Raw genomic sequence first — 23,523 nt, forward strand, 5'->3', positions numbered from 1 at the left:
AGTTTCAAATGTGGAGTGACCGGAGTGGGTAGGGAAGCGCCGACTGGCCCCTCCCCTCATTTGGCCGTTGTCGGCCAGTTTGGGACATTCGCGCCTAAGGCCTGGATCGCTGACCATTGCCGAGTACAGGCGCCGTGTTCACCTCAGCATTGCCGAATCGACGAACGCGGCACCTTCACCTTCGCCGATGTATCGGCAAGGTGTCGCTATTTCTTGGATTCGTATGCCATCCGCACCGCCAGACCTGTCAGAACGCTTCCCATCAGCCAGCGCTGCACCAATAGCCACTGCGGGCGTCCTGACAGGAAGGTAGATATCGATCCGGTCGTCACGACGATCAGTGCATTCACAGCGAGGCTGATCGAAATCTGAACGCCGCCGAGCGCCAGCGATTGGGTAAGCACACTGCCGTGTCGTGCCGTAATGAATTGGGGAAGCAGAGACAGGTACATGACGGCGATTTTGGGATTCGCCAGGTTAGTGATAAACCCCATGCTAAAGAGCTTCCTTGGGGTATCAACCGGTAGGTCGCGCACTGCAAACGCGGACCGCCCGCCCGGTTTGACCGCTTGCCAGGCAAGATAGAGAAGGTACAAAGCGCCGCCAAAGCGAAGCGTGTCGTATGCGTAAGGTACCGCAAATACGAAAGCCGTAATTCCGAATGCCGCACAGAGCATATAGAACACAAAGCCCAGAGCAACGCCCCCCAACGAAATGAGGCCTGCGCGTCTACCTTGGCAAATTGAGCGGGAAATCAGATAAATCATGTTCGGCCCCGGCGTTAGAACCATTCCCAACGCCACAAGAGCGAACATGAGCAATTGTGCGAAATCAGGCATAACCCATCTCCAATGGATAGTAGGTAATGCCCAGGCGCGCGGCGGCTAGCAACCTCACGCTCCCCGATAGTGCTCTATCTGTATGCGCCAGTCACATGAGTGCAGAAATCATAGCACAGGAGAAAATACTTTAGGATCGGAGGAGCCGTGGTTGTGCGCTTACAGACAACCGGCGAACATGACAGAACACGCCTCGCTTCAGTTTTCCGTTTTCCGTTTTCCGTTAATACGACCTCTACAGCACCAGCCGCTCGATCGGCATCGGAGGCGAGATCGCATATCCCTGCAGCAGATCCGCGCCGAGCGACCTCGCCAGCGCCACGTCGTCCGGACTCTCCACGCCTTCGGCCACCGTCTGCAACTCCAGCGAACGCGCCAGCTCCATCGAGGAGGCGAACAGCCGCCGGGCGCGCTCGGCATGGCGCGCGCGGTGCAGCAGGATCTTGTCCACCTTGACCTGCTTGAACGGCAGCAGGCCAAGGGCTTGCAGCGAGGCATACCCCGAGCCGAAATCGTCCTGGGAGATCACCATGCCGCGGGCAGAAAGCGCGCTGAGGTTTTCCAGCAGGCGCGCCTCGCTGTCGCGGGAAATGCGGGTCTGCTCGGTCAACTCCAGCACCACGCGGGCAACATCCAGCCCGTGGGCAATGCTTGCGCGCACAAATCCCTGGACAAAGCCGGCCGCAGCCGCGGTCTTCGGGTTGACGTTCAGGGAGAACCGGCCCGCATATTGCGGAAAGCGCATCTGCACCCGGCCGCATGCGCCAAGGAAATGGTCCAGCAGAATGGTCTCCACGCCATGGCTGGTGATGCTGCCGACAAAGGTATCCGGTGCGTGGTGCCGCCCTTTGTCGGACCAGCGCGCCAGCACCTCAAGCCCCACGATGCCGCCGTGTTGCGCGCTGATCTGCGGTTGGAACACCGGGTAGATATGCCCGAATTCAATCGCACCGATGAGATCCACCCGGGAAAGCGCGAGCAGCGCCTCGTGATCCAGGCCGCGCTCCGTGACATCCACTCCCTCGTGCCAGTCCGAAGGCCACGCCATCCTCTGGCGCAACCCGGCCGCCGGACCGGGCAGCCCGCTGACGGGCTCGGCGCTGGCCCAGATCGGATATGGGGCCCTTGTGGGGGGAGACGCCTTGCCACTGAATAACGCGTATTGCAATCTAAGCTCCTGGAAGGCATTCGGACGGCCGGGTATGACATGCACACGCATCACCTGGAACTCGCGCGAGCACACGCCACACCGCGACAACGCCATACCGCCCGGCAATTCTCTTGGCTCCGCTAAGGGCAAATTCAAACGACTGCAAACCCAGAGCGGTGGCCCACGCCAAGGCCGGCGCGCACTTATGCAGGCACAACCCTATTCTTTCAGTGCTCGGCTGGCCATGGAGCATTCAGATTCCCCTCCTAAGGAGGACCACCCACCAAGGCGGGGTACTGACGTAATACAAGCCGTAAGACAATCCATCACAGCAAGACTGACCCCTTGCTGAATCGTTCAGGGGGTGTAGGAGCACCCTGCGCCTACACCCTCTTTTTTTATTGCCAGGGCGTCTCGCGCCTGGATCCATGCGCAACCTCCCGCCCAAACCCGCAATACCCCAATCCCTGCCTTAAAATCCCGAGAAGCGAATGCCGATCGAGCCATAGCCGTAATAGCGATCGAGCTTGCCCGCGGTAGCGGCGTTATAGAGAAACGGGATCGTGCCGACGAAGTTGTACAGCGATGCCTGCCCACGCAGGAACACCTCGACATTCTTCACCACCGCATACGACAGCTCCATCCCCAGCGTATGGTTTGACTTGATGGGGGAATAGCCGTATGCGCTCGCGCGGCTATCGACGTTGCTGCGCAACAGGTACTGGAACTGGTAGCCCAGCCGCGCGCTGAAGCTCTCGTACTTCCAGCGCCACGAGCCGCCCAGGTTCAGGAAGCCAGCCGTGTAATTGAAATCGTCATTGATATTGAGGCCGTACTGGCTAGCGTCCGTTGAAAAGGACGCCGACTGCAGGTTGGTGTTGCCAACACGGCAAGGCGCGGCCAGGTTGCCGCTGGCAACGTTGTCCGAGCCGATGTTCACATTGAAACTGCACCCGCCCTGCTGCAGCCGTGTGTTGATGCTGCCGATCGTCACTCGGCTCACGCCAAGGCCAAAGAACCCGGTCAGCTTGTTGCGCTCGGTAAGGTCGCCAGAAAAAATCACATCGGCCTGGCCCTGGATATCGTTGGCGTCGTTGACCGTGACGCTGTTGAAGGTGGCATTGCGGACCTTGAGCGCGGACGAGCGCGTCAGGCTGCCAGCGCGGTCGCCCCAAAGGGAGAAGCGCAGCATGATGCGGTCCCGCGCGCCGGGCTCGGCCAGCGGGTCATAGTGCAAGGCCAGCATCCAGCTATCGATCTGGTTGTTGTCCTGCCCATAGTCGATGCCGCGGCGCCAGTATGTGGCCGACCCCGACCATTTCGGCGAGAACTTGTAGCCCAGCATCAGCTTGCCGCCACGATAGTCGCCGGCGTTGTCCGCCACGGCACCCTGACTCTCTCGCAGGTTAAAGACATCCACGGTCTTGTTGACCATGTCATAGCTGGCCTCCACGCGAAATGACGTGAACTCGCCCGTAGCGGGCTCGGCCTGCAGGAACACATCGTCGGGGGCCGCATTGGCAACGCCGACGCACGACAAGCCCAGCATCAAGGCACCAGCATTGCCAAGCCGGCGCGTGCGATACAACAGCATAGGGAGACTCCGAGGCCGGGGGCGGACCTCATCCACGGCGTCAGCCGGTTCTTGGTCCGGCCAACTGCACACAAAAAAGCCGGTCACCCGCCACAAGCGCCAGATGGCGCACATGACGGATGACCGGGCTGGCCCTTCCCTGACCAAGGGAAGGGCTTCACTGCACACCGATCAGGGGTTCAACGTGACCGAGGTCGTGATGCCGTTGCCGCTAACCGTTGACGTGGCGGTCTGCACGGTCTGCGCCAGCGTCTTCTGCGGGCTGCTGCTCACCAGCGTAGCAACGCTCACCGCCTTGCCACCCTGGCCCGCCACCGCAAACGTCACGGGGAAGGTGCTGGTCGACTTGGGCGTGAGTGCGGCGATCTGCGTCGCGCTCAGCGCGCCCGCGCCCTGCAGCTTGGTCAGGAAGACCGTGAAAGGCAGGTTCAGCGAGCCGCCGTTGGCGCTGTCGAACAGGTTGTCGGCAGCCCCGTTGGTCAGGCCCACGTTGGCCGTGATGCTGCCGCCACCGATGCGGAACGAGTAGGCCGTGTTGACCGGCACCTGCGCAGCGGTCAGCGCGCCGCTGCCGTTGAAGGTGAGCGCAACCTTCTCGATGATGACGTCGACCTTGTTGCCGTTGTAGGTGTAGCTCAGGCCGGCACGCACTTCCGCTGCTCCGCCGGCAAATGCATCGCCGTTTTGCGAAACCGCCACCTTGATGGAGCTCAGCGTACCGCCCGTCACCGTCACGGCGCTGCTCACCGGGAACTGCTGGCCGTTGATGGTCATGCTGGCCAGCTGGATGAAGTTGGTCGGCTTGACGCTGTCGGCCACTTTGCCGACGGCGATGCTATCGACATTGCCGCCCAGGTTGCTTGTCGCGTTCTGGATTGCAGTGGCGTTGCCGGTAGAAACCGCAGTGCCAAGCGCAGCCAGGTTGGCCGTCAGCGTGGCGTCAGCCAGCGCGGTCGGCGTCACCGCCGCCACCAATGCACCGCTCGTCGTGGACTTGGCGCTGTCGGTCACCGCATTGACCGAGCCGCTTTGCTGCAAGGCGGCCAGCGTGGCGGCCGGGCTCGCGCCCAGCACGATCGTGCCCAGCGCGGTGCTCACGTTCGACACCTGGGTAGCCACAACCGGGCCAGCCAGCGCGGCCACGTTAGCAGCCACCGCGGCGATGTTGGCCTGGACGCTGGCCGGGAAACCTGCCTTGGCGTTCTGCACCGACGAAGAGATCACCGCCGTGACCAGCGTGCTGCTGGTCAGGTCCGCGGTACCGGAAGCGTTGTTCACCGCGTTAGCCACGGCAGCGGCGGCCGCCGCCGCGGCAGCTTCCGTCGTCAACGTGCCGCCCGTGCTCTTGGACAAGGCGGCCAGCGTCTTGGTAACCTGGTCCACCAGTTGCTGCACCACCACGGCTGCCTTGAGCACGGCAGCGTCCTGCATCGGATCCAGCGTGGTCAGGTCCTTGCCTTGCAGGCCAAGCTTGGTCGCCAGCGCCGCGGCTTGCGCTGCGCCCAACTGCGCAACCAGCGTCGTCAGCGGCGTGATCACCGGGGTCACGCCGGCCTTGTAGGTGACTGCCGGCGCTTGCAGCACGCCGGTGAACGGCTGGTTGGTACCGATATCGGTACCGCCGGTCACCTTGAGCGCGCTGGTGGTGCAGCCATCCGGGAACGTGAAATCGCCGGTCGCGGAGGTCGTCGCGGTCTTGTTGCTGCAATCGAGGAACGTCACCGTAGCCTGTGACAGGTAGAAGTCGACGGCCTTGCCTTGCACGGTGACCGATGGCGACGGGGTCGGCGTCGAATCCGAGCCACCCCCGCAAGCCACGAGTGCCGCGGCCGCGGAAGCCATGAGGCCGAGGGTTAAGATATTCCTGATGTTGGTTTGCACGCTTCTCACTCCTGATTGATACGTCAATGCGTCGATGGGTCGATAGGTCAATGGGTCACTAGGTCGTCTATGGATCCTGACCATGCCTGGGCAGCGCACCGCCTGTGGTGCCCTTCGCCGCCCCGGCTCGGCGCATCTCATGGATACCTTTTGCTGGCTCCTGCAATCGGAATCGGCAGCACTACATCGCCACTGCCTTTTGCCAGCCTCACTAGATAAACAATCTCCACAACCGTGTCACCCCTACTAGGAGGGGGAAAGCGCAGACTTGCATGTCAGGACGCAACACCCGCCGCCGCGAGAGACGCAACGGCATCGCTGCCGCGCGCAAATTCTCCGGTTGTCAGGACGAGTGCAACGATGCCGGCGAACGCACCGCTTCACGCCTAGTGCTGAATCGGGAAATCCTCCGGCACCAGCCAGCGCGCCACATATCGACCCATGGCTTCGAGCAACACATCGGATGTCAGTCCGGACGCGCCCGCCAGTGCGGGGCACATGATCCAGGTAGTGCCATCGTGCTCCAGCACGCGCAGCGTCTTGGCAAGATCGGCCGGCTGCAGAATGAAATCCCCCACCCGGGCCTGCTCAAGCCCAAACGCCAATACGAAATCCGAGACATGCCGCTCGCCCAGGCACACCACCACCTTGGGCTTCCATTCCCGGCGAATGCCTTCGATATAGCGGAAGCGGTTGCCATTGCGGCACAGATCCAGGTAGCGCTGCTTGGGCACCAGGGCCGGTTGCCCGCGAAACGCCCTGGACCAAGGCGTCTGGCCAATCAGGTGCGCGGGCAACGGAAACAGGCTGAGCTTGAACTCCGCGCCCCCCGGCGCGTAGAGATGCTGGTCGAAGTAATGCTTCCAGTCGCACTCGCTCAGTGAGCACTCAAATGTCTGCGCGCGCGCCGCTGCCATGATCCGGGCGATCTTCTGATGCGACTGCCAGCGCTCCATGCTCTCGCGATGCCGCTCGCGGTATGCGCTATCCCAGGCCCCCGGTTGGGTACGCGGCTCCAGTGGCGCTACCAGCGACTCGACCCATGGATGCGGCGTGCTGTCGCAAAACCACACAGCCGCTGCCGGATTTCCCCCTTCCATACCAACGTAAGACGCGAAGTACGCGTCCAGCTGCTCACGTGAGAATACTGTCTTCTGTTCTATTTCCATGCCCCTACCGCTTGGTGGAATTAAAGATGCCCACGCGCTGAGGCAATACATACCTATACCACGTGACGGGCCGTGAGACGCCTCGAATGCATCGGCAAATCTCTAATAGAACGATGGAGACAACCCGCTGACGGGGAATGCAAAGGTAAAAGCTTCCCGCGTTTCCGCGCTTCCCACCCGCTTCGTATCGGATGCCGGCGGCTTAAAACCCATGCCTGGCTCCGACGGATTTGACCTGCCTACAACCAATCTGGATCAGTGCTTTTCCCTTTGGGAAAGCGCTCGCCGGAACGTATGTCGTCAGACCCGCGACGCTCCGGCTACCGCCCCCAAAAAGCCTGATCTCGTTTGCGCGAAACAATAACTAGGCGGTGCGAGATTTTGCGCGAGATTTGACTCGAATGCGCCCCCCTTTGGAGGGATTAGAGACACTCTTCTTACCCTTCTTACGCAGGGTAACGACACTTGGCGCGGCACCGCACAATCGGACGGGGGGCAAGCCAGCACGGGCGTGGGACAGGCACAACGCGGTGCCTGCAAGAATCTCGGATTTTCGATAGAGTGATGCCGATGAGCCGGCGTTTTGCTGGGTCTATGCAGCACCGGGGAGCCCACGCCCATGACCGAGCCTCCCATCGCCATTCCACCGATCCGATCGGAACCACAGCCCGCGCCCCCGGACGCGCGCCTGCCCCATACCTATTTCCAGGTAGGCGGCGACGGACCACGTGACGCTTCCGTGGGCCAGATCCTTGCCTGGCGCCAACGTGTCGGGCATGTCATGGACGTCAACCTCACCCGGGACGCCCTGGCAGCCCCGTTCCAGGCCGCCATCGACCGCTACCTGGTCGAGGACATGCTCTTCACGGACTGCCGCTGCGATGGCCTCTCCATGGAGCGCAACCTCGCGCGCATCTCCACGGACACCATGCGGCACTATGCGCTCCAGGTTTTCGTCGAGGGCAACGCCGGCGTGGTCGAGGGCATGCGGCGCAACCCGATGCCGCAACAAGGTGGCATCCTGCTCACGGACCATGGGCAGCCCATCCACATGCAGCGGGGTACCGTGCGCGCGCTCTCGGTCTTCGTGCCGCGCCCGATGATGGATTCCATCTTTCTCGGCGCCGAGGCCGCGCACGGGCGCATTGCAGAAACCAACACACCGTTGACCAGGCTGGCGGTGGCGCACCTGACGGCGCTGAGCCGCGAGATCCCCGGCATGGCGCCGCAAGCGGCTGCCGAGGCCATGCACGCAAGCGTGCAGCTGCTCACCGCCGCCTTTCGCAAAGGCACGCACCTGGAGGAAGGCGCCCGCGCCGCGGCGCGTAGCGCCATGCTGGCCCGGGCACGCTGCCTGATCGATGCCGACCCTGGCGCGGCGGAGCTGTCTCCCGACAAGCTGCTCGCCAGGATGGAGATCTCCCGCCCCACCCTATACCGATTGTTCGAGCAGGAAGGCGGCGTGCAGGCCTATATCCGCAAGAGCCGGCTGCGGGCCGCCGCCGCCGACCTGGTGAAGTTCCCCTGCGTGCCTGTCGCCAACATTGCCTACGGGCTGGGCTTTAAGAGTGCATCGGACTTCACGCGCGCGTTCCGTCGAGCCCTGGGCATGTCGCCAAGCGACCTGCGCGCCTATGCCACCAGCCCCCAGATCAGCGAATTCAGGCAAGCCGTCTTCGCTGTGCAAGGCGATGACTTCCGGCAATGGCTGTGTCGGCAACAGTGCTGAGCTGCGCGCCAACAGCCACTGCATCGCCATCTCACGCCGGGTAGTACTCGGCCTCGCAAAGCGCTGCCTCGTGCGGCCTTACCTGAAAGTCGGCCATGGTCAGCCATTGGCTGATAAAACGTCCCATGGCGTTCAGGAGCACATCGGAAGCTAATCCGGCAGCCCCCGCCACCGCGGGACAAATAATCAGGTTTGTACCTTCGCTGACATAAACGCGCAGTTCCCTCGCCTGATCGGCAGGCTGTAATGTGTGCGTGGTATAGGGCACCCCCCGCATGTCGAAGGCGTGGAGATAATCCGCCTCGAAGCGCTCGCCAAGGCAAACCACCACCTTGGGCCGCTCGCGCCGGCGCAACTGGGCAATAAAGCAGAACCGGCCACCATTACGACAAAGCGTGAGGTATTTGGCTTTGGGATTGAGCTCCGGCTGGTTGCCGTGGAGCTGGGTCCACGGCAGCCCGTTCTCCGACCGGATGGCCAACGGGAACAAGCTCAGCTTGAAGTCCCACCCGCGCGGCCGATAAAGATATTGCGCAAGGTAACGCTGCCAATCGCCGCTATCGTCGCGGCCGAACAGCACCATTTCCCGGGCCGCCGCCATGATGCGCGCGATGCGCTGGTGCGTTTGCCATTTACCCATCTCGCGCAGATGCCGCAGCCTGAAATCCGCATCCCACGCCGGTACCTCGCGCACCGGCTCAAGCTGCGCAGGCAGCGGCGTGCCATCGGTCGTCGGCATGCTGTCGCAGAACCAGACCGCGCCGGCCGGACTGCCCCCCTCCATGCCTACGTAGGACGCGAAATAAGCATCCAGCTGCTCACGGCTCAGAGCGCCCGGGCCCTGTTCTGGCGCCCCAGACATATCAGACATATCATACAAATCAGACAAATTAGCCATACTAAGTATCCCCGTCATTCCCGTCGTGCGCCTTTTGACCCAGCAAGACACTGGATCGCTGCCAGCATTGCCCCGGTTGCGTCGGTTTCCCCGTCTCTGCTGGACCAGGTAAAAGGGTCTCCAAGGATCACCCCTCCGCGCACGCCTTATAGACAACTGTCTCTTGCGGCCAAGATTAACGGCACTCCCGCGCGCCTCTTGACCGTGCGTCTCACTTTCCGGCGATCGGCCCGGTGATTGGCGCTCCCATTGGCAGGTAAGCAACACCAGCAGCCCGGCATGGTGACGCGTGAGCCTCGCAGGCAAGCCATCCGGCTGCTACTAAGCCAACCGCCGCCGCGCCATCCCAGTCTCATCCATGCCAACACCCAAAGCGCCTGCCAAAACACTTACCGCCTCCGCCCGCGAGCCACCTCGCCGGCCTCGGGTTCGGGAATACGTCCACCTTCACGCGAGTCTTCCGCCGGGAGTCCGAGATGTCGCCGCCGGGCTTTCGCGAGTACGCGCCGAACCGGCTTCGCCGGTAAGTCGCGAGAAGCCACCGGTGAGATCGAAACCGCCCGCTACTCAATATCAGAATCCATCGAGAAATTCCCCCTCCTTTCGCGGGGATAGAAAATACAAAGAAAAAAGGTACAAGCCTTTAGAAAAAAGGCGAGTAGCGATCGCGATGAACCAGCGATGCGTTACTAAATAATCAGCGCACCGCCCCCACCCATCAGACCTTCAATCTCCCCTCCGCCGCGCGAGCCGATATCGCACTGCGCGACCTCGCCAGCAACCCAGCGCCATCGCGCCAACAATCCCCTCTCGTTCCCTTCTCTCGCAGGGTACCGGTAGGAGTCACTGCGCCGCACTATCTGCCCCATCGATAAGACGAACAGACAGGTGCCTATTGCGTCTGTTTAAAGCGAAGCGACGACATTCCAGCGGAACGTCCCTGCATGGACGACGCAGGGCGCACGGGTCAGCCGCTCCTGTGTGCCACGGAATCGACTGCAAACCATGCAGCCCGACGCCGACTTCCTTCGTCCGATCAAAAACGCCATGCCACAGGAGACAGCGCGCATGGCCGGGCGACGTAGTCAATGGCACGCCGCCCTTACCAATTGGGGATAAAACGTTCAGTCGCACAGCCGTGCGAGTGGATTGCGAACGCTTTCGGGGAAGATCATGGGAGTTTATCGCGACATGTTTGCCAGGCATCACGACCAGCTCACGCTGGCCGCACGCCTGCTGGACGTAGGTGTCATCTGGATTGCCGGCTACCTGGCAACCGCACTACGCTTCGCAACGGACGCCACGCCCAGCGCGCCCATCCACCAGTTCATCCAGTACTTCGGCTGCACCGTTGCGTTCATCGTGCTGCCCGCGTTCGACCTGTACGCCTCCTGGCGCGGCCGCAGCGCCTTCTCGCTCTCCACGCGCATGCTGGCCGGCTGGACCCTGGTCTGGCTGATCAGCATCCTGGTCTGCTTCCTCCTCCATCAAGCCGACTCTCTCTCGCGCCTTTGGGCCACCTACTGGTATATCGGGTCCATTGTCGGCCTGCTGGCGCTGCACATCGCCAGCCGAGCCCTACTGAGCCTGGTCCGCGGCACCGGGGTGAACACCAAGCACGTACTGATCGTTGGCTACGGCCGCACCGGCGAAGAGATGTACCGCCGCGCCACCGCCAACCGCCGCACCGGCTACAGGGTGGGGGGCATCTACGCATCGGCAGACGAAGCGACGCCGGCCAGTGTGCTGCGCGTGGAAGACAGCGCCAAGATTGCGGAGTTCGCGCGCCAACACAATATCGACGAAGTCTGGATCACGCTGCCGATGAGCGCCACCCGCCAGATGCAGAGCATTGCGTACTCGCTGCGCAACGACTTCATCGACATTAAATGGATGCCCAGCCTGCTGGACTTCGACCTGCTCAACCACAAGGTAGGCGACTTCCTGGGCATGCCCGCGGTGGAACTGAACCGCCCGCCATCGCTAGGCGTGCGCGGCGCAGTGAAGGCAGCATTCGACCGCAGCTTTGCTGCCCTGGTACTTGCCGCCCTCTCCCCGCTGTTCCTGGTCATCGCCGTGCTGATCAAGCGCAGCTCCCCCGGCCCGGTGTTCTTCAAGCAAGAGCGCCTGGGCCTGGACGGCCGCGTGATCCACGTCTACAAATTCCGCAGCATGAAGCCGCACGATGAGCACGGCGTGGTCACGCAGGCCACCAAAGGCGACAACCGCATCACCCCGATCGGCGCCTTCCTGCGCCGCACCAGCCTGGACGAACTGCCGCAGTTCATCAACGTGCTCAAGGGCGAGATGAGCGTGGTAGGCCCGCGCCCGCACGCCATGGCTCACAACAATATCTATAAAGAACAACTCGACCTGTACATGCTCCGCCACCGCGTCAAGCCGGGCATTACCGGCTGGGCGCAAATCAATGGCTATCGGGGCGAGACGGATACGTTAGAAAAAATGGCCAAGCGGGTGGAGCACGACATCTTCTATATCCGAAACTGGTCATTCTGGATGGATCTGCGGATCATCTTCTGGACGGCGTTTAGAGGCTGGACCGGCCAAAATGCTTACTGAAATTTTACAAAAATATTTACCAGAAGTGTTTGAACAATATCAACCATCCACACCATTTTAATCAGGAATCCCGCCCACCATCGTCTCAAGCATAATATTGAGAACGGATAAACAATTAATACATCGACTTTGTTCATAGAAATCAATCAACATTGCTCTCCACAACACCCATAAACATATAATCTACCAGGTCATTTAATTATACACTTTTTTGCCACCTAATAAATTCATTATTTTTTTAATTAACGAGCAAACACAAAACCCGAAATCGCTACCTATGGCGCACGAGGGCACTCAGACTTACCAATTTAATATAACAAAGGCTTGGAAGATGTTCAACAATAAATCCATTCTCATAACCGGCGGGACAGGGTCATTTGGCAAGAAATATGTGCGCACGATATTAGATCGTTATCAGCCAAAGCGACTGATTATTTTCTCGCGCGACGAACTCAAGCAATTCGAAATGCAGCAAGAGTTCAATCAGCCGTGCATGCGCTATTTCATTGGTGATGTACGTGATGGCGAACGGCTGATCCAAGCTACCAGGGGTGTCGATTTCATTATTCATGCTGCGGCTCTGAAACAGGTTCCTGCTGCAGAATACAATCCAATGGAGTGTATAAAGACCAACATACACGGCGCCGAAAATGTGATTCTTGCAGCCCTAACAAACGAGGTTGATAAGGTGGTCGCGCTGTCGACGGACAAGGCGGCGAATCCTATAAATCTTTACGGCGCAACCAAGCTGGCCTCTGATAAGTTATTCGTTGCCGCCAACAATATGTCTGGCGGCCATCGTACGACGTTTTCGGTCACTCGTTATGGCAACGTAGTGGGCTCACGTGGATCGGTTGTGCCGTTCTTCAAAAAATTGATTGTAGATGGCGCGGACCACTTACCTATTACGCATGCAGAAATGACACGTTTCTGGATTACGCTACAGCAAGGTGTCGATTTCGTACTCAAGAACTTCCAGCGCATGAAAGGCGGCGAGATTTTCGTGCCGAAAATCCCCTCTATCCGCATCGTCGATCTAGCCGAGGCCATCGCTCCTGCTCTGCCGCACAAGATCGTCGGCATCAGGCCTGGTGAAAAACTGCATGAAATAATGTGTCCGGCGGATGATTCACATCTTACAATTGAGTTCAATGATCATTACGTGCTCAGCCCCACCATCACGTTCAATCGCAGCGATAATGATTTCACAACAAACTTACTTAATGAGAGCGGCAGACCGGTGTCGCGAGGTTTCGAATACAACTCAGGAACGAACAAGCATTTCCTTAACATCGATGAAATCGTAGCATTTAATCGTATTGCGGGTGTGTAAATGATCCCCTATGGTCGCCAGGATATTACTCAAGCGGATATCGATGCGGTCACGACAGTCCTGACGTCGGATTTTCTGACACAAGGGCCGATGGTTCCGCGTTTTGAAGCGTGCGTTGCTAGCAAAGTGGGCGCCCGACATGCGGTCGCCGTTAATAGTGCTACGTCCGCGTTGCACATTGCCTGCCTCGCTCTCGGCCTCGGTCCGGGCGATTGCCTGTGGACGAGCCCAATCACTTTTGTCGCCTCGGCAAATTGTGCACGCTATTGTGGCGCGAACGTCGATTTCGTCGATATAAATCCGCGCACGTACAATCTCGACCCGATTGCCCTGAAGGCAAAGCTCGAGCAAGCAGACCAGAACGGCACGCTACCCAAGATTGTAATTCCAGTGCATTTATGTGGCCAATCGTGCGATATGGAAGCAATTCATGCACTGAGCCAGGAATATGGCTTTCATATTGTCGAAGATGCGTCGCACGCAATAGGTGGGAAATATCTGGGAAGCTATATTGGCGACGGACGTTATTCGGATATTGCGATATTCAGCTTTCACCCTGTGAAGATCGTGACCACGGCCGAAGGCGGGATAGCGCTGACAAACAGCGAGGAGCTTGCTGCCCGCATGGCTTCTCTGCGCAGTCACGGTATCACGCGCGATCCTGAAGAGATGACGCATGTGCCAGACGGACCGTGGTACTACGAGCAGATTGAGCTGGGCTACAACTATCGGATGACGGAGTTGCAGGCTGCGCTGGGGGTTTCCCAGATGGATCGTCTAGATACCTATGTGGCACGTCGCCATGAATTAGCACATCGCTATGACGCGCTGTTGGCGGAGTTACCCGTTACGATTCCCTGGCAATTGCCGGATGCGTACTCGGGACTACACCTATACGTAATCCGACTCAAACTCGATCAACTCAAAAAAACGCATTCGCAGGTGTTCGCATCATTGCGGGCAGCTGGGATTGGTGTGAATCTGCATTACATTCCAGTTCATATTCAGCCGTATTACCGCGCATTGGGCTTCAATCCTGGAGATTTTCCAGAGTCAGAACGTTATTACGCCGAAGCAATCAGCTTGCCGATGTATGCCTCAATGAGTTTCGTACAGCAGAACGAGGTCGTTTCTGCACTGAAGGAGTCACTTTAAACATGAAGCTTGCCATCATTCCCGCTCGCGGCGGCAGCAAGCGCATTCCAGGCAAAAACGTCAGGCCATTCAACGGTAAGCCCATCATTGCATATTCGGTCGAAGCTGCCTTGCAGTCGCAATGCTTCGACCGTGTCATTGTGTCGACAGACGATAACGAGATTGCGGAAGTAGCGGCAAGTTACGGCGCGGAAATCCCATTCAAACGACCTCCGGAGTTGGCCGATGATTACGCCACCACGCTTGCAGTCATCCAGCATGCGCTTGAGAGTATTGCGCAACAGGGTAAGCCAGCACAGGTCGTCTGCTGTATATACGCGACAGCGCCATTTATCAGACCCAACGATCTACGACAGGGATTGGACTTGCTAGAGGAGCGCGGGGCTAACTATGCCTTTAGCGTGACGAGCTACTCGTTTCCGATACAGCGGGCTCTCCGCATCACTCAGGAGGGGCGTGTAAATATGTTCCAACCGCAACACCTGATGACGCGCTCGCAGGACTTGGAGCACGCCTACCACGATGCCGGCCAGTTCTATTGGGGACGGGCACAAGCGTTCGCCCAGGCCACATCGATTTTTTCCGAGGCGTCCGTGCCGGTAATCCTGCCGCGTTACAGGGTGCAGGATATTGATACACCGGAAGACTGGCTGCAGGCTGAGTTGATGTACCGGGCTTTGGCGGCACAGTGATGAAACAGTTGCGTGCAGTGATCCGGGTCGACGCTTCTATAAAGATCGGTAGCGGTCATCTGATGCGTTGCCTTACCTTGGCAAATGAACTGCGTGCGCAGGGTGTGCAAGTAGAATTCATCACTCGGGAGCATCGGGGGAATCTCGTCGCAACCATCCTTACGCAGAGGTTTGCCTGTCACATATTGCCTTCCCATTCCACCACCTCGCGCGAAGACGCGGCGCATGCTGCCTGGCTCGGGTGCAGCCAGGAAGAAGATTGTAGTGACACAAAGGAAATACTGAGTCATTCGGGCGCAGTGGACTGGTTGATTGTGGATCATTACGCGATAGATGCCGGCTGGGAGACGCCGATGCGCCAGTGTGCACGAAATATCATGGTCATCGATGATCTTGCCGACCGGCTGCATGATTGCGACCTGCTGCTCGACCAGAACCTTTATGCCAATCTCGATCAGCGCTACAGTAAGATTGTTCCTGCCGCTTGCGCCCAACTGTTGGGGCCGGGCTACGCCCTAATATCGCCCGACTTCGCCCGGCAAAGGGAGCTTGCCCTGGCGAAAAAAGACCACGCCCCCTATAGGCTGCTGGTTTTCTTTGGCGGAGTCGACGCAACCGACGAAACCGGCAAGTTTCTGCAAGCTTGGGGCGACTGTACCCGGCCAACGATGATCGCTGACGTCATCATTGGTGCCAGCAACCCGAGGGCGCAGTGCCTGGCGGAAAAGGCGGCCGCGCTTGCGGGCATACGCCTGCATCCTCATGTCAGCAACATGGCTGAAATGATGGCGCAAGCAGACTACGCCTTCGGGGCTTCCGGCGTGACGAACTGGGAACGGTTCTGCATCGGACTCAACAGTACAATTGTCGGTGTGGCCCAAAACCAATTGAAATTGGCGGAGCACCTTGCGGCCTTCGGCCTGATCGAGTACCTGGGCGACTGGCGCCAAACATCTGCATTAGTCTATGAGCGCGTACTCGCGAATCTCGCTCCGCGCTCCGAGAACCTTGCACAACGCCGAAAGCAAATCATGGCGCAGGTCGATGGGCAAGGCACCTATCGGGTAGTTCAACGACTCACTGAAAAACTTAGGCCGCAAACTCAAGCTTGACGAGGTTTACTCAATGACACAAGAGAATTTGCAGATCGAGATCGCTGGGCGACCCATCGGCCCTGCACATCCACCCTACATTATCGCGGAGCTCTCCGCCAACCATAACGGGAACATCAATACCGCGATTAGGATTATCGAGGCGGCAAAGCAAGCGGGTGCTGACGCTGTAAAACTCCAAACCTACAGGCCAGACACGATAACGATCGAATCTGATCGCCCTGAGTTTCAAATTAAAGGCGGATTGTGGGACGGAAAGTCGCTGTATGAGCTCTATCAGTGGGCTCATATGCCATGGGAATGGCATAAGCCGCTGTTTGAGAAGGCCGAGGAGCTTGGCATCACGATTTTCAGTTCTCCTTTTGATCGGACGGCCGTCGACCTGCTCGAAACCTTGAACGCGCCGGCCTATAAGATAGCCTCGTTTGAGGCAATCGATTTGCCTCTCATTAGGTATGTCGCCCAAACCGGCAAACCCATGATTATTTCCACGGGTATGGCGGATGCCGTTGAAATTCAAGAAGCCATTGATGCGGCGCACTCAGGGGGCTGCACGGATCTTGTTGTACTTCATTGTGTCAGCGGATATCCTGCTCCTCCGGAAGACTATAACTTGCGCACAATTGCCGATATGGCAAAGCGTTTCGGTATTGTGACAGGCCTGTCAGACCATACGATCGACAATACCGTCGCCATAACAAGCATTGCATTTGGAGCAGCGCTGATCGAAAAACACGTGACACTCGATCGCAATGGCGGTGGTCCTGACGACAGCTTTTCGCTTGAACCGCAAGATCTAGAGTCTCTGGTTCGAGGCGCAAAGACGGCCTGGTCGGCATTAGGACGTGTGGACTATGAACGTAAGGAGAGCGAGAAAGGTAACGTCCAGTTTCGACGGTCACTCTACGCAGTTCAACCGATTAGAAAAGGTGAGATATTCACGACTTTTAATGTCAGGAGCATTCGCCCAGGATTCGGTCTTGCGCCAAAGTATTTTGACGCAATCCTGGGCAAGAAATCCAACATTGATCTTGCGCCCGGGGAGCCGATCCCGAACATCGTGCTCGACACGTCTAGCATCGGTCACTAATACAAGGTAGCTTCGCGCCTACCGGCTCGGGCGTTGTACCGATGGGTGCGAAGGTTCTGCACTGCACCTTCATGGCCAAGTATGACGAAGCAAGACAGCGCAAAGCAACCATACATGAAGCTCTCGCCAGCATTGAGGCCCAACTATTATAGGAAAAGACGGACAGCTTCTGGATTCGGCACCTATCAGTGCGCGTTGGAGTTTCTGCTTTCGGTTTGCAATCATCGCCTCCTTTGCGTGACCAAACTCGACGATGCTCCACGCGAAGAGAGTGACGGGCAATGCTTCGACGAAGTGAAGCACAGAAAGATCTGAATTGCTGCCCTAATGGCACGAGAATCGTGTCTCCCCTCCTCTACTGAACGCTCACTGACATGCTGCCAGCGCAGCCTTCAATCTGACACCGGCAGGCCGCGCTCGTCTTCTTACCCTCCTTGCAGGTGCCCTCCCCTTCAGCAGGGTACCGGAATTGCTGCCCGGCAGCATAATCGCTACCAAGATGGCTCCGATACTCGTGCAGCCAATTTTTGGGGCGCGGGTTCACCTTCCCTGGAATGCTAAGCTGGCACAAAACGTTCAGGGGATAGGCTTGCAATCAAATGTGCCGCTAACACAAGCGGCGACGAGCAGCCTCAGCCGGAAATAAAAATGAAAAAAACGCACATCGTGCAGCTCGATGCAATACGATTTCTTGCTGCGTTGGCCGTCGTGCTGTACCACTATACCGCGCATGACTTCGAGACGGCGGCAGCCCCGGTGACACGTTTCGGATTCCTCGGGGTTCCGTTTTTTTTCATTATCAGCGGATTCGTTATCACAATGAGTTTGAGTGGCTCGTCGTCGCCAACTAAGTTTTTGATAGATCGTGCGATCCGGCTCTACCCATCATTTTTCTTTTGCTCTGTCATCACGGTAGGCTTTGTGGCCTTTTTGACAAACGGTCCATATTTTACCGTCTATGATTTTTTTGCCAACATGACGATGTTTGGCGGCGAGCTACACGCCAGGCGGATCAACGGTGCATATTGGTCCCTAGCGGTCGAATGGATGTTCTATTTCATGATGTTTAGTGTGTTCTGGGTTATAGGGAGGAAGAATCTGCACTGGTTCCTATGGGTCTGGATCGCGGCGTCTGGTCTCGCAACTATCTACGATCTCGGGATAGTCCGGCGGCTGTTTACTCTGGGTAATGCTCCGTTCTTTATCGCCGGAACCGCAATATATCTCATTGCAGCGGGTGACAAATCGCGTTGGATGCGCGCACTTGTCTTGTTCAGCCTTCCGGTAGCCATTTTCTGGGAGGAAAAGAACGCCATTTTGGCAGGCATGGAGGACGCAATTGGCGCCATTGTAGTCGCGCTTTCGGTCGTCGGCTTCTACACCCTTATCGCAATCGTGGCGCACTTGCCACGCCGGCCGTCAAGCCCGAAAGTTCTCGAAATTGCCGGCCGGGCAAGCTACCCGCTTTACCTATTGCACGAAACGATCGGCGTACATATCTTACGCAGCTACTATGAGCCCGGCCTTTCCGGCTTCTTCCTGGTTGTTGGTCTCACGCTGGGAATGATTGCGCTATCATTCCTTATCGCGGAGTACATCGAACGACCTGCAATCGGCTGGCTCAAGCGTGCTTCAGTGAGGCGCCACCTGCCGGCCACCTCTGTATAGTCAGGCTAACTCCAAGCCAAAACACGTCACCAAGCGCGCGTTTGGGCTGGTTGCGATCGAGTTTGCCATCAGCTTTCATGTGAGTGATGGCCGGTTCGATGGCGCTGCGCCGCCTTATCATGGCCTTGATGGCTCGGGTGACGCCTCACTTTTGGCTCGAACGCGAAATGCGTATGCCATCCACCTCTGCGCTGCGATAATCGTGATCCACCACTAGGCGATCTACTGGTGGACGTTGGGGGTCTGTTTGAGCGCCTCGTAGAGTGCGTGACCGTCATACGGATTGCCTGGCATGGAGCATGGTCAGCTTGCGGGAGGACTTGCACCTCCATGGGTGCGCCCATGCTGGGCGCACCCATGGAAAAAGCCACCCGACGTTGACTTGTTGTCTTAATCGAGTAGCCGCTACTGGTTAAGTGTCTTGCGCTCATAGTGAAGGATCCCATCATCCTCACGAACGAAGGCCATCCCCGCTCCTTCCGCTATCCTGGATGAAGCCACATTGCCGGCCTTTACCTCCGCTCTGATCGGCCCAGAGAATTGAGAGGAAAAATGTGCAACCATCGCCTTACCCAGTCCGGACCCTCGGGCTTCGGGGGCCACTGTCCATGACAATTCGTGGACGCCGCTCTCGTGACGATCCGCCCGGACTGCACCCACCGGCACATCGCCAACTTCCGCGATCATCAAGGTTCTGTTTGGATTCTCGATAGAACTGTCGAGCCATCGGACGTGCCCGTCGCGGGCCACTTCGTCCATACTATGGCTTGCGTGGCGCGTAGTCGAATCGTTGCGCCACGCAAGCAGGACGTCCACGTCATCAAGGGTTACGGGACGCAAGCGTAGGTTTTTTGGCATACCGCTTCTCTAGTAGGTGGTGACGGAGCGCATTATAAGGCTGCAGAGGCCACATAGGATACCGAGTAATTGGAGAGATCGTGATTGCGCAGATCAGTTTCATATATTCCCTACAGTGCTATAAGATGCACCTTGGCGCGGCGTGAAGCCGCAGGAGTGCCTGTTGGTCAACATTACCCCAGGCCCTATGCGCAATAACTATGACCTCGTCCAGCGCTACGACAGGCGCATAACCGATTGGTAATCGATGCACCTATTTCCTCCTTTGGTGGGGATAGCGAATCTTCAGAGCACGCTAGAATCAGGCGGCATCTTTCTTCCGCCAGCCGACGCCCAGCACGGCGCCACGCCAACAGCCCAAATGGGACTCTATCTTCTAGGTTTCTTGTTTTTTGAGAAAGTATGGCTTCTGCCTTTCAGAACGGTATGTAATACAGCCCGCTTTGGTGCAGGTTACCCCTACATTGCACTGATCTGCATCTGGGTTTTTGCCAGCTGCCCCTGGCCCCTCAAGACAAAACCTGTGCGATCGTACTCATGACCTAGTTACCGAAAATGCGCCAAAGGACGGTGCTAGGCGTATAGATCTTCTGCGCGGGCCGTGTGCTGTTGCTGTCGCCTACTGCCGCGTTTTCGCCTGAACAGATTACGCACACCTCCATAGTTGGGGGCCCTACGGCGCGTATATTTTCTTTGTTCTGGGGGCCAACCGAAAATAATTTCCGATACGAATTTGGAAAATTGACTGGAAAATCATGAATTTCAGGAAAGACATCAACGGACTGAGGGCGCTGGCTGTGGTCGCCGTCGTTCTATTTCATTTCGGTGTACCAGGAATGAATGGGGGTTTTGTAGGCGTAGATGTATTTTTTGTCATCTCCGGTTTCCTAATGACAGGTATTATTTTCAGAAAAATAGACGATGGCACTTTTTCCGTGTCAACTTTTTACTTCGATCGCGCGCGCCGAATAATTCCTGCGCTTGCCTTCCTCTGCTTTTTTATATTAGTTTTCGGCTGGTTTTTTTTGACGCCAACAAACTATCGAGCCCTAGGTAAACACGTTGCGAGCACATTAGGATTCGTGTCAAATGTGGTTTTCCTGCTTGAGTCTGACTATTTTGATAACGCCTCGCAAGCAAAATGGCTATTGCACACTTGGTCGCTTTCCGTCGAATGGCAGTTCTACTTGCTTTACCCATTAATAATTCTACTCATCCGAAAATGGCATCGTTTGCTATCTGAACGCTGGGTTCTCCTGGGATTTGCAGGCTCCTCGTTCTTGCTCTCTGCTTATTTATCCTCTAGATTTCCGAGTACCGCCTTCTATCTACTCCCAACTAGGGCTTGGGAACTGTTGGCAGGTGCACTCGCATATATTTTTCAAATCCGTCTCTCGAAGCGAGGTCGATTGCTCATGGAGATTGCGGGTCTAGCGCTTATTATATTTGCTATATTTTCTACCAACGCAACGGACACTTGGCCCGGCTGGTTGGCGTCTGTGCCTGTATTGGGTACGGCGCTGGTGATCGTATCAGCCAGAAGCGCCTCTCCCCTCACCGGGAACCCGGTGGCGCAGTTTATCGGAAGGACCTCCTATTCGATTTATCTATGGCATTGGCCACTGGCTGTTGGACTGTACTACTGTGGGAAGACTGGGCAACCTCTGTGGATCGCCGGAGGGATTGCCGCCTCACTGCTTATGGGGTGCCTGTCATACTACTTTGTCGAAAATTTCCCCGGAATTTCATCAAAAAACATAAAAAAGATGAATCTATCTATTGGGATTGGATGCATAATTGTTATCACAGCATTATCCGGAGCAACTATTTTTCTATTAAAAGGGCTTCCTAGTCGAATGCCCGGCGATTTTACAGAGAAAACAAAGGACTTGGTAATGCCACTCCCCACCAACGGGTGGTGCTTTTATAGCGTTGACTCAATTTCCGCTTTACGCGTGGGTCCGCCCGGCTTGAAGTGCGAAATTGGAGACCGGACGTCAGCGGTGCGTGGTCTATTATTTGGTGACTCATTTGCAGGGCATAACGATCCTTTCTGGGATGCTATCGGATCGCGCAATCACGTGAGAATTAATTCCATCGCAACAAATTGGTGCTACCCTAGCTTGACTCAAACGTTCCTTGGTCCGGTTTACAGCAGATCCAGAGAGCAATGCCAGATAAATAGAAGGTATTTTTCCGACCATGTTGGTGATTACGATTTTGTTATTCTCTCCGGATCCTGGGCGAGTGTCTTATCCCGGAACAAGATGCAAGATGTTTACGACGCGGTGGATTTTTCTTCGCGCAAGGCAAAGCTTGTAATATTGATGGCTGCACCAACCGCGTTCGATATGGACCCGGTATTCAGCTATGAGAACGCCGTGCTACTTGGAATTCCATTCGATATTCGCAATATTGGCCGAGAAGCAGATAGATCAACACGAGATGCAAACGCCGCGATAAAATTAATTTCGAAGAAATATGCAAATGTAATCTATCTCGACAGAGAGTCTCTATTCAATGTCGACGGCATCCCATCGGACGTGACCAAGGAAAATGTACCGTACAGCTTCGGCGGTAACCATATAAGCGTATATGGCTCCAATTCATCCGCACTGGCATTTGAGCAAATGCCGCTTTATCGCGAATTGCGGCAGCGACTTGCAAGTTTGCATAGCGCGGCTGAACCGAAGGTCCAGGCCTCACGATAGTGGCAGACGGACTTACCTGCCGCTATTCGTGCCGGGAGTTGCCGTGAAGATGCTTCCGAGCTTTCCCGACAGCACTTCATGCCGAGCCGCGAGGATCTTCCGGTCATCGCCGACGTGCCGCTGCGATGGGCTGACATAGCGGATGCCGCTATGGCGGTGGTCAACGTTGTACCAACGCACGAAGTGGGTCGCCCAGGCCCGGGCTGCGTCCAGATCGACGAAGCCATTGACCGGGAACTCTGGCCGATACTTGGCGGTTCGGAACAGCGACTCTGCATAGGCGTTGTCGTCGCTCACGCGCGGCCTGGATTACGAGGGCTTCACACCCAGCCAGTACAGCATGGCCAGCACGGTCGTGGCCTTGAGCGTGGCGCCGTTGTCGCCGCGCAGCACAGGCTTGACGGGCATAGTGGCGATGCCCTCGGCCGGCGCCGTGCGGCGCACCAGATGGGCGGCGTGCAGCGAGTCGTCGCTGTCGTGCACCTCCCAGCCCACGATCTTGCGGTACCGGTCCAGGATCAGGTACAGGTGCAACGATTGCCCGATCACGGTGGCCGGCAGGTAGGTCATGTCCCAGCACCAGACCTGGCGCGGCGCGGTGGCGATGTACGTGGTCGGCGGGCGACTGACCTTTGGGGGCCTTGGCTCGACCGCGGTGCTCGGTCTGGCCGTGTTCACGCAGCACGCGAGCAAAGCTCGACTCACTGGCGATGTACACACCTTCGTCGGCGAGCATGGGCACGATGCGCGCTGGCGGCATATCGGCGAAGCGCGCCTCGTTGGCTACGCTTAACAGCGTTGTGCGCTCGGCCAGGCTCAAGGCATGGGCAGGTGCCGGGCGCGCTGAGTCCGGCCTGCGATCGCCCGAGGTGAGACCTTCCTCGGCCCTCCAGCGCTGCAGCGTGCACTGCAGATGCCGGCAGTCTCGCACGCCAGGCGCAACCGCGCGCCATCGGTGTGCGCCACTCGGATGTTCTGGGCCACGACTTGGCGATCTTCGAGGCCGATCATTCGTCCTCGCCCTTGTGGAAGATCGCCTCGAGTTTTTTTGACAGCACCAGCAA

16 protein-coding genes, 2 pseudogenes and 1 riboswitch are annotated in these 23,523 nt (G+C 57.6%); of the genes and pseudogenes, 9 read left to right on the plus strand and 9 right to left on the minus strand.

Annotated features, from left to right (window positions below):
- Positions 1 to 206: 206 nt before the first annotated feature.
- The 5 genes from ACGLHR_RS40795 to ACGLHR_RS40815 all read right to left on the minus strand — a co-directional run bounded on the left by ACGLHR_RS40795 (position 207) and on the right by ACGLHR_RS40815 (position 6,627).
- Entirely contained in the window at positions 207 to 839 is a 633-nt protein-coding gene (locus ACGLHR_RS40795; protein ID WP_400101374.1) for a LysE family translocator, read from the minus strand.
- A 21-nt stretch (positions 840 to 860) separates the two neighbouring features.
- Positions 861 to 944, minus strand: a riboswitch (ZMP/ZTP riboswitch).
- 130 nt (positions 945 to 1,074) lie between these two features.
- Positions 1,075 to 1,887 (minus strand): EAL domain-containing protein, encoded by an 813-nt coding sequence (locus tag ACGLHR_RS40800; protein ID WP_400101376.1) that lies wholly within the window; start codon positions 1,885 to 1,887, stop codon positions 1,075 to 1,077.
- A 574-nt stretch (positions 1,888 to 2,461) separates the two neighbouring features.
- The gene (locus tag ACGLHR_RS40805) at positions 2,462 to 3,583 is read right to left on the minus strand and encodes a hypothetical protein (RefSeq protein ID WP_400101378.1); all 1,122 of its coding nucleotides are present in this window, start codon (positions 3,581 to 3,583) and stop codon (positions 2,462 to 2,464) included.
- A gap of 171 nt (positions 3,584 to 3,754) precedes the next feature.
- Complete coding sequence (locus ACGLHR_RS40810; protein WP_400101380.1) at positions 3,755 to 5,464, minus strand: hypothetical protein; 1,710 nt, start codon at positions 5,462 to 5,464, stop codon at positions 3,755 to 3,757.
- 386 nt (positions 5,465 to 5,850) lie between these two features.
- Positions 5,851 to 6,627 carry an XpsR family transcriptional regulator gene (locus ACGLHR_RS40815; protein WP_400101398.1) on the minus strand — a complete coding sequence of 259 codons (777 nt, stop codon included), beginning with the start codon at positions 6,625 to 6,627 and terminating at the stop codon, positions 5,851 to 5,853.
- A 625-nt stretch (positions 6,628 to 7,252) separates the two neighbouring features.
- Here ACGLHR_RS40815 and ACGLHR_RS40820 point away from each other — a divergent pair.
- A complete protein-coding gene (locus ACGLHR_RS40820; protein WP_400101381.1) occupies positions 7,253 to 8,362 on the plus strand; it encodes a helix-turn-helix domain-containing protein in 1,110 nt (369 codons plus the stop codon).
- A gap of 31 nt (positions 8,363 to 8,393) precedes the next feature.
- Here the strand turns inward: ACGLHR_RS40820 and ACGLHR_RS40825 are convergent, their stop codons facing one another.
- The gene (locus ACGLHR_RS40825; RefSeq protein WP_400101400.1) at positions 8,394 to 9,224 is read right to left on the minus strand and encodes a transcriptional regulator; all 831 of its coding nucleotides are present in this window, start codon (positions 9,222 to 9,224) and stop codon (positions 8,394 to 8,396) included.
- 1,227 nt (positions 9,225 to 10,451) lie between these two features.
- Here ACGLHR_RS40825 and ACGLHR_RS40830 point away from each other — a divergent pair.
- From ACGLHR_RS40830 to ACGLHR_RS40860, 7 genes are all read left to right on the plus strand, one after another.
- On the plus strand, positions 10,452 to 11,840 hold the full coding sequence (locus ACGLHR_RS40830; RefSeq protein WP_400101402.1) for an undecaprenyl-phosphate glucose phosphotransferase: 1,389 nt from the start codon (positions 10,452 to 10,454) through the stop codon (positions 11,838 to 11,840).
- A 331-nt stretch (positions 11,841 to 12,171) separates the two neighbouring features.
- The gene (gene pseB / locus ACGLHR_RS40835) at positions 12,172 to 13,173 is read left to right on the plus strand and encodes a UDP-N-acetylglucosamine 4,6-dehydratase (inverting) (protein ID WP_400101383.1); all 1,002 of its coding nucleotides are present in this window, start codon (positions 12,172 to 12,174) and stop codon (positions 13,171 to 13,173) included.
- Entirely contained in the window at positions 13,174 to 14,328 is a 1,155-nt protein-coding gene (pseC, locus tag ACGLHR_RS40840) for a UDP-4-amino-4,6-dideoxy-N-acetyl-beta-L-altrosamine transaminase (protein ID WP_400101385.1), read from the plus strand. It begins immediately after the preceding gene.
- Between the two features lie 2 nt (positions 14,329 to 14,330).
- A complete protein-coding gene (gene pseF / locus ACGLHR_RS40845) occupies positions 14,331 to 15,020 on the plus strand; it encodes a pseudaminic acid cytidylyltransferase (protein WP_400101387.1) in 690 nt (229 codons plus the stop codon).
- A complete protein-coding gene (gene pseG / locus ACGLHR_RS40850; protein WP_400101389.1) occupies positions 15,020 to 16,132 on the plus strand; it encodes a UDP-2,4-diacetamido-2,4,6-trideoxy-beta-L-altropyranose hydrolase in 1,113 nt (370 codons plus the stop codon). The genes pseF and pseG overlap by 1 nt, the downstream gene beginning before the upstream one ends.
- Positions 16,133 to 16,145: 13 nt before the next feature.
- Positions 16,146 to 17,222 (plus strand): pseudaminic acid synthase, encoded by a 1,077-nt coding sequence (gene pseI, locus ACGLHR_RS40855; RefSeq protein ID WP_400101390.1) that lies wholly within the window; start codon positions 16,146 to 16,148, stop codon positions 17,220 to 17,222.
- Between the two features lie 648 nt (positions 17,223 to 17,870).
- The gene (locus ACGLHR_RS40860) at positions 17,871 to 18,890 is read left to right on the plus strand and encodes an acyltransferase family protein (protein ID WP_400101392.1); all 1,020 of its coding nucleotides are present in this window, start codon (positions 17,871 to 17,873) and stop codon (positions 18,888 to 18,890) included.
- A 25-nt stretch (positions 18,891 to 18,915) separates the two neighbouring features.
- On the opposite strand, the pseudogene ACGLHR_RS40865 reads toward ACGLHR_RS40860, so the two are convergent.
- Both ACGLHR_RS40865 and ACGLHR_RS40870 read right to left on the minus strand, forming a co-directional pair.
- Positions 18,916 to 19,187: pseudogene (locus ACGLHR_RS40865) on the minus strand (IS5/IS1182 family transposase); the annotation flags it as partial.
- A 108-nt stretch (positions 19,188 to 19,295) separates the two neighbouring features.
- Positions 19,296 to 19,748 carry a GNAT family N-acetyltransferase gene (locus tag ACGLHR_RS40870; RefSeq protein ID WP_400101394.1) on the minus strand — a complete coding sequence of 151 codons (453 nt, stop codon included), beginning with the start codon at positions 19,746 to 19,748 and terminating at the stop codon, positions 19,296 to 19,298.
- A 755-nt stretch (positions 19,749 to 20,503) separates the two neighbouring features.
- Between ACGLHR_RS40870 and ACGLHR_RS40875 the strand changes: the two genes are divergently transcribed.
- Positions 20,504 to 22,459: an acyltransferase family protein gene (locus ACGLHR_RS40875; protein WP_400101396.1), complete on the plus strand. Its 1,956-nt coding sequence runs from the start codon at positions 20,504 to 20,506 to the stop codon at positions 22,457 to 22,459.
- Between the two features lie 75 nt (positions 22,460 to 22,534).
- On the opposite strand, the pseudogene ACGLHR_RS40880 reads toward ACGLHR_RS40875, so the two are convergent.
- Positions 22,535 to 23,523, minus strand: a pseudogene (locus tag ACGLHR_RS40880) (integrase core domain-containing protein); the annotation flags it as partial.

Source organism: Cupriavidus sp. CuC1, assembly GCF_044627735.1.
In the GTDB taxonomy this organism is placed as follows: domain Bacteria; phylum Pseudomonadota; class Gammaproteobacteria; order Burkholderiales; family Burkholderiaceae; genus Cupriavidus; species Cupriavidus ulmosensis.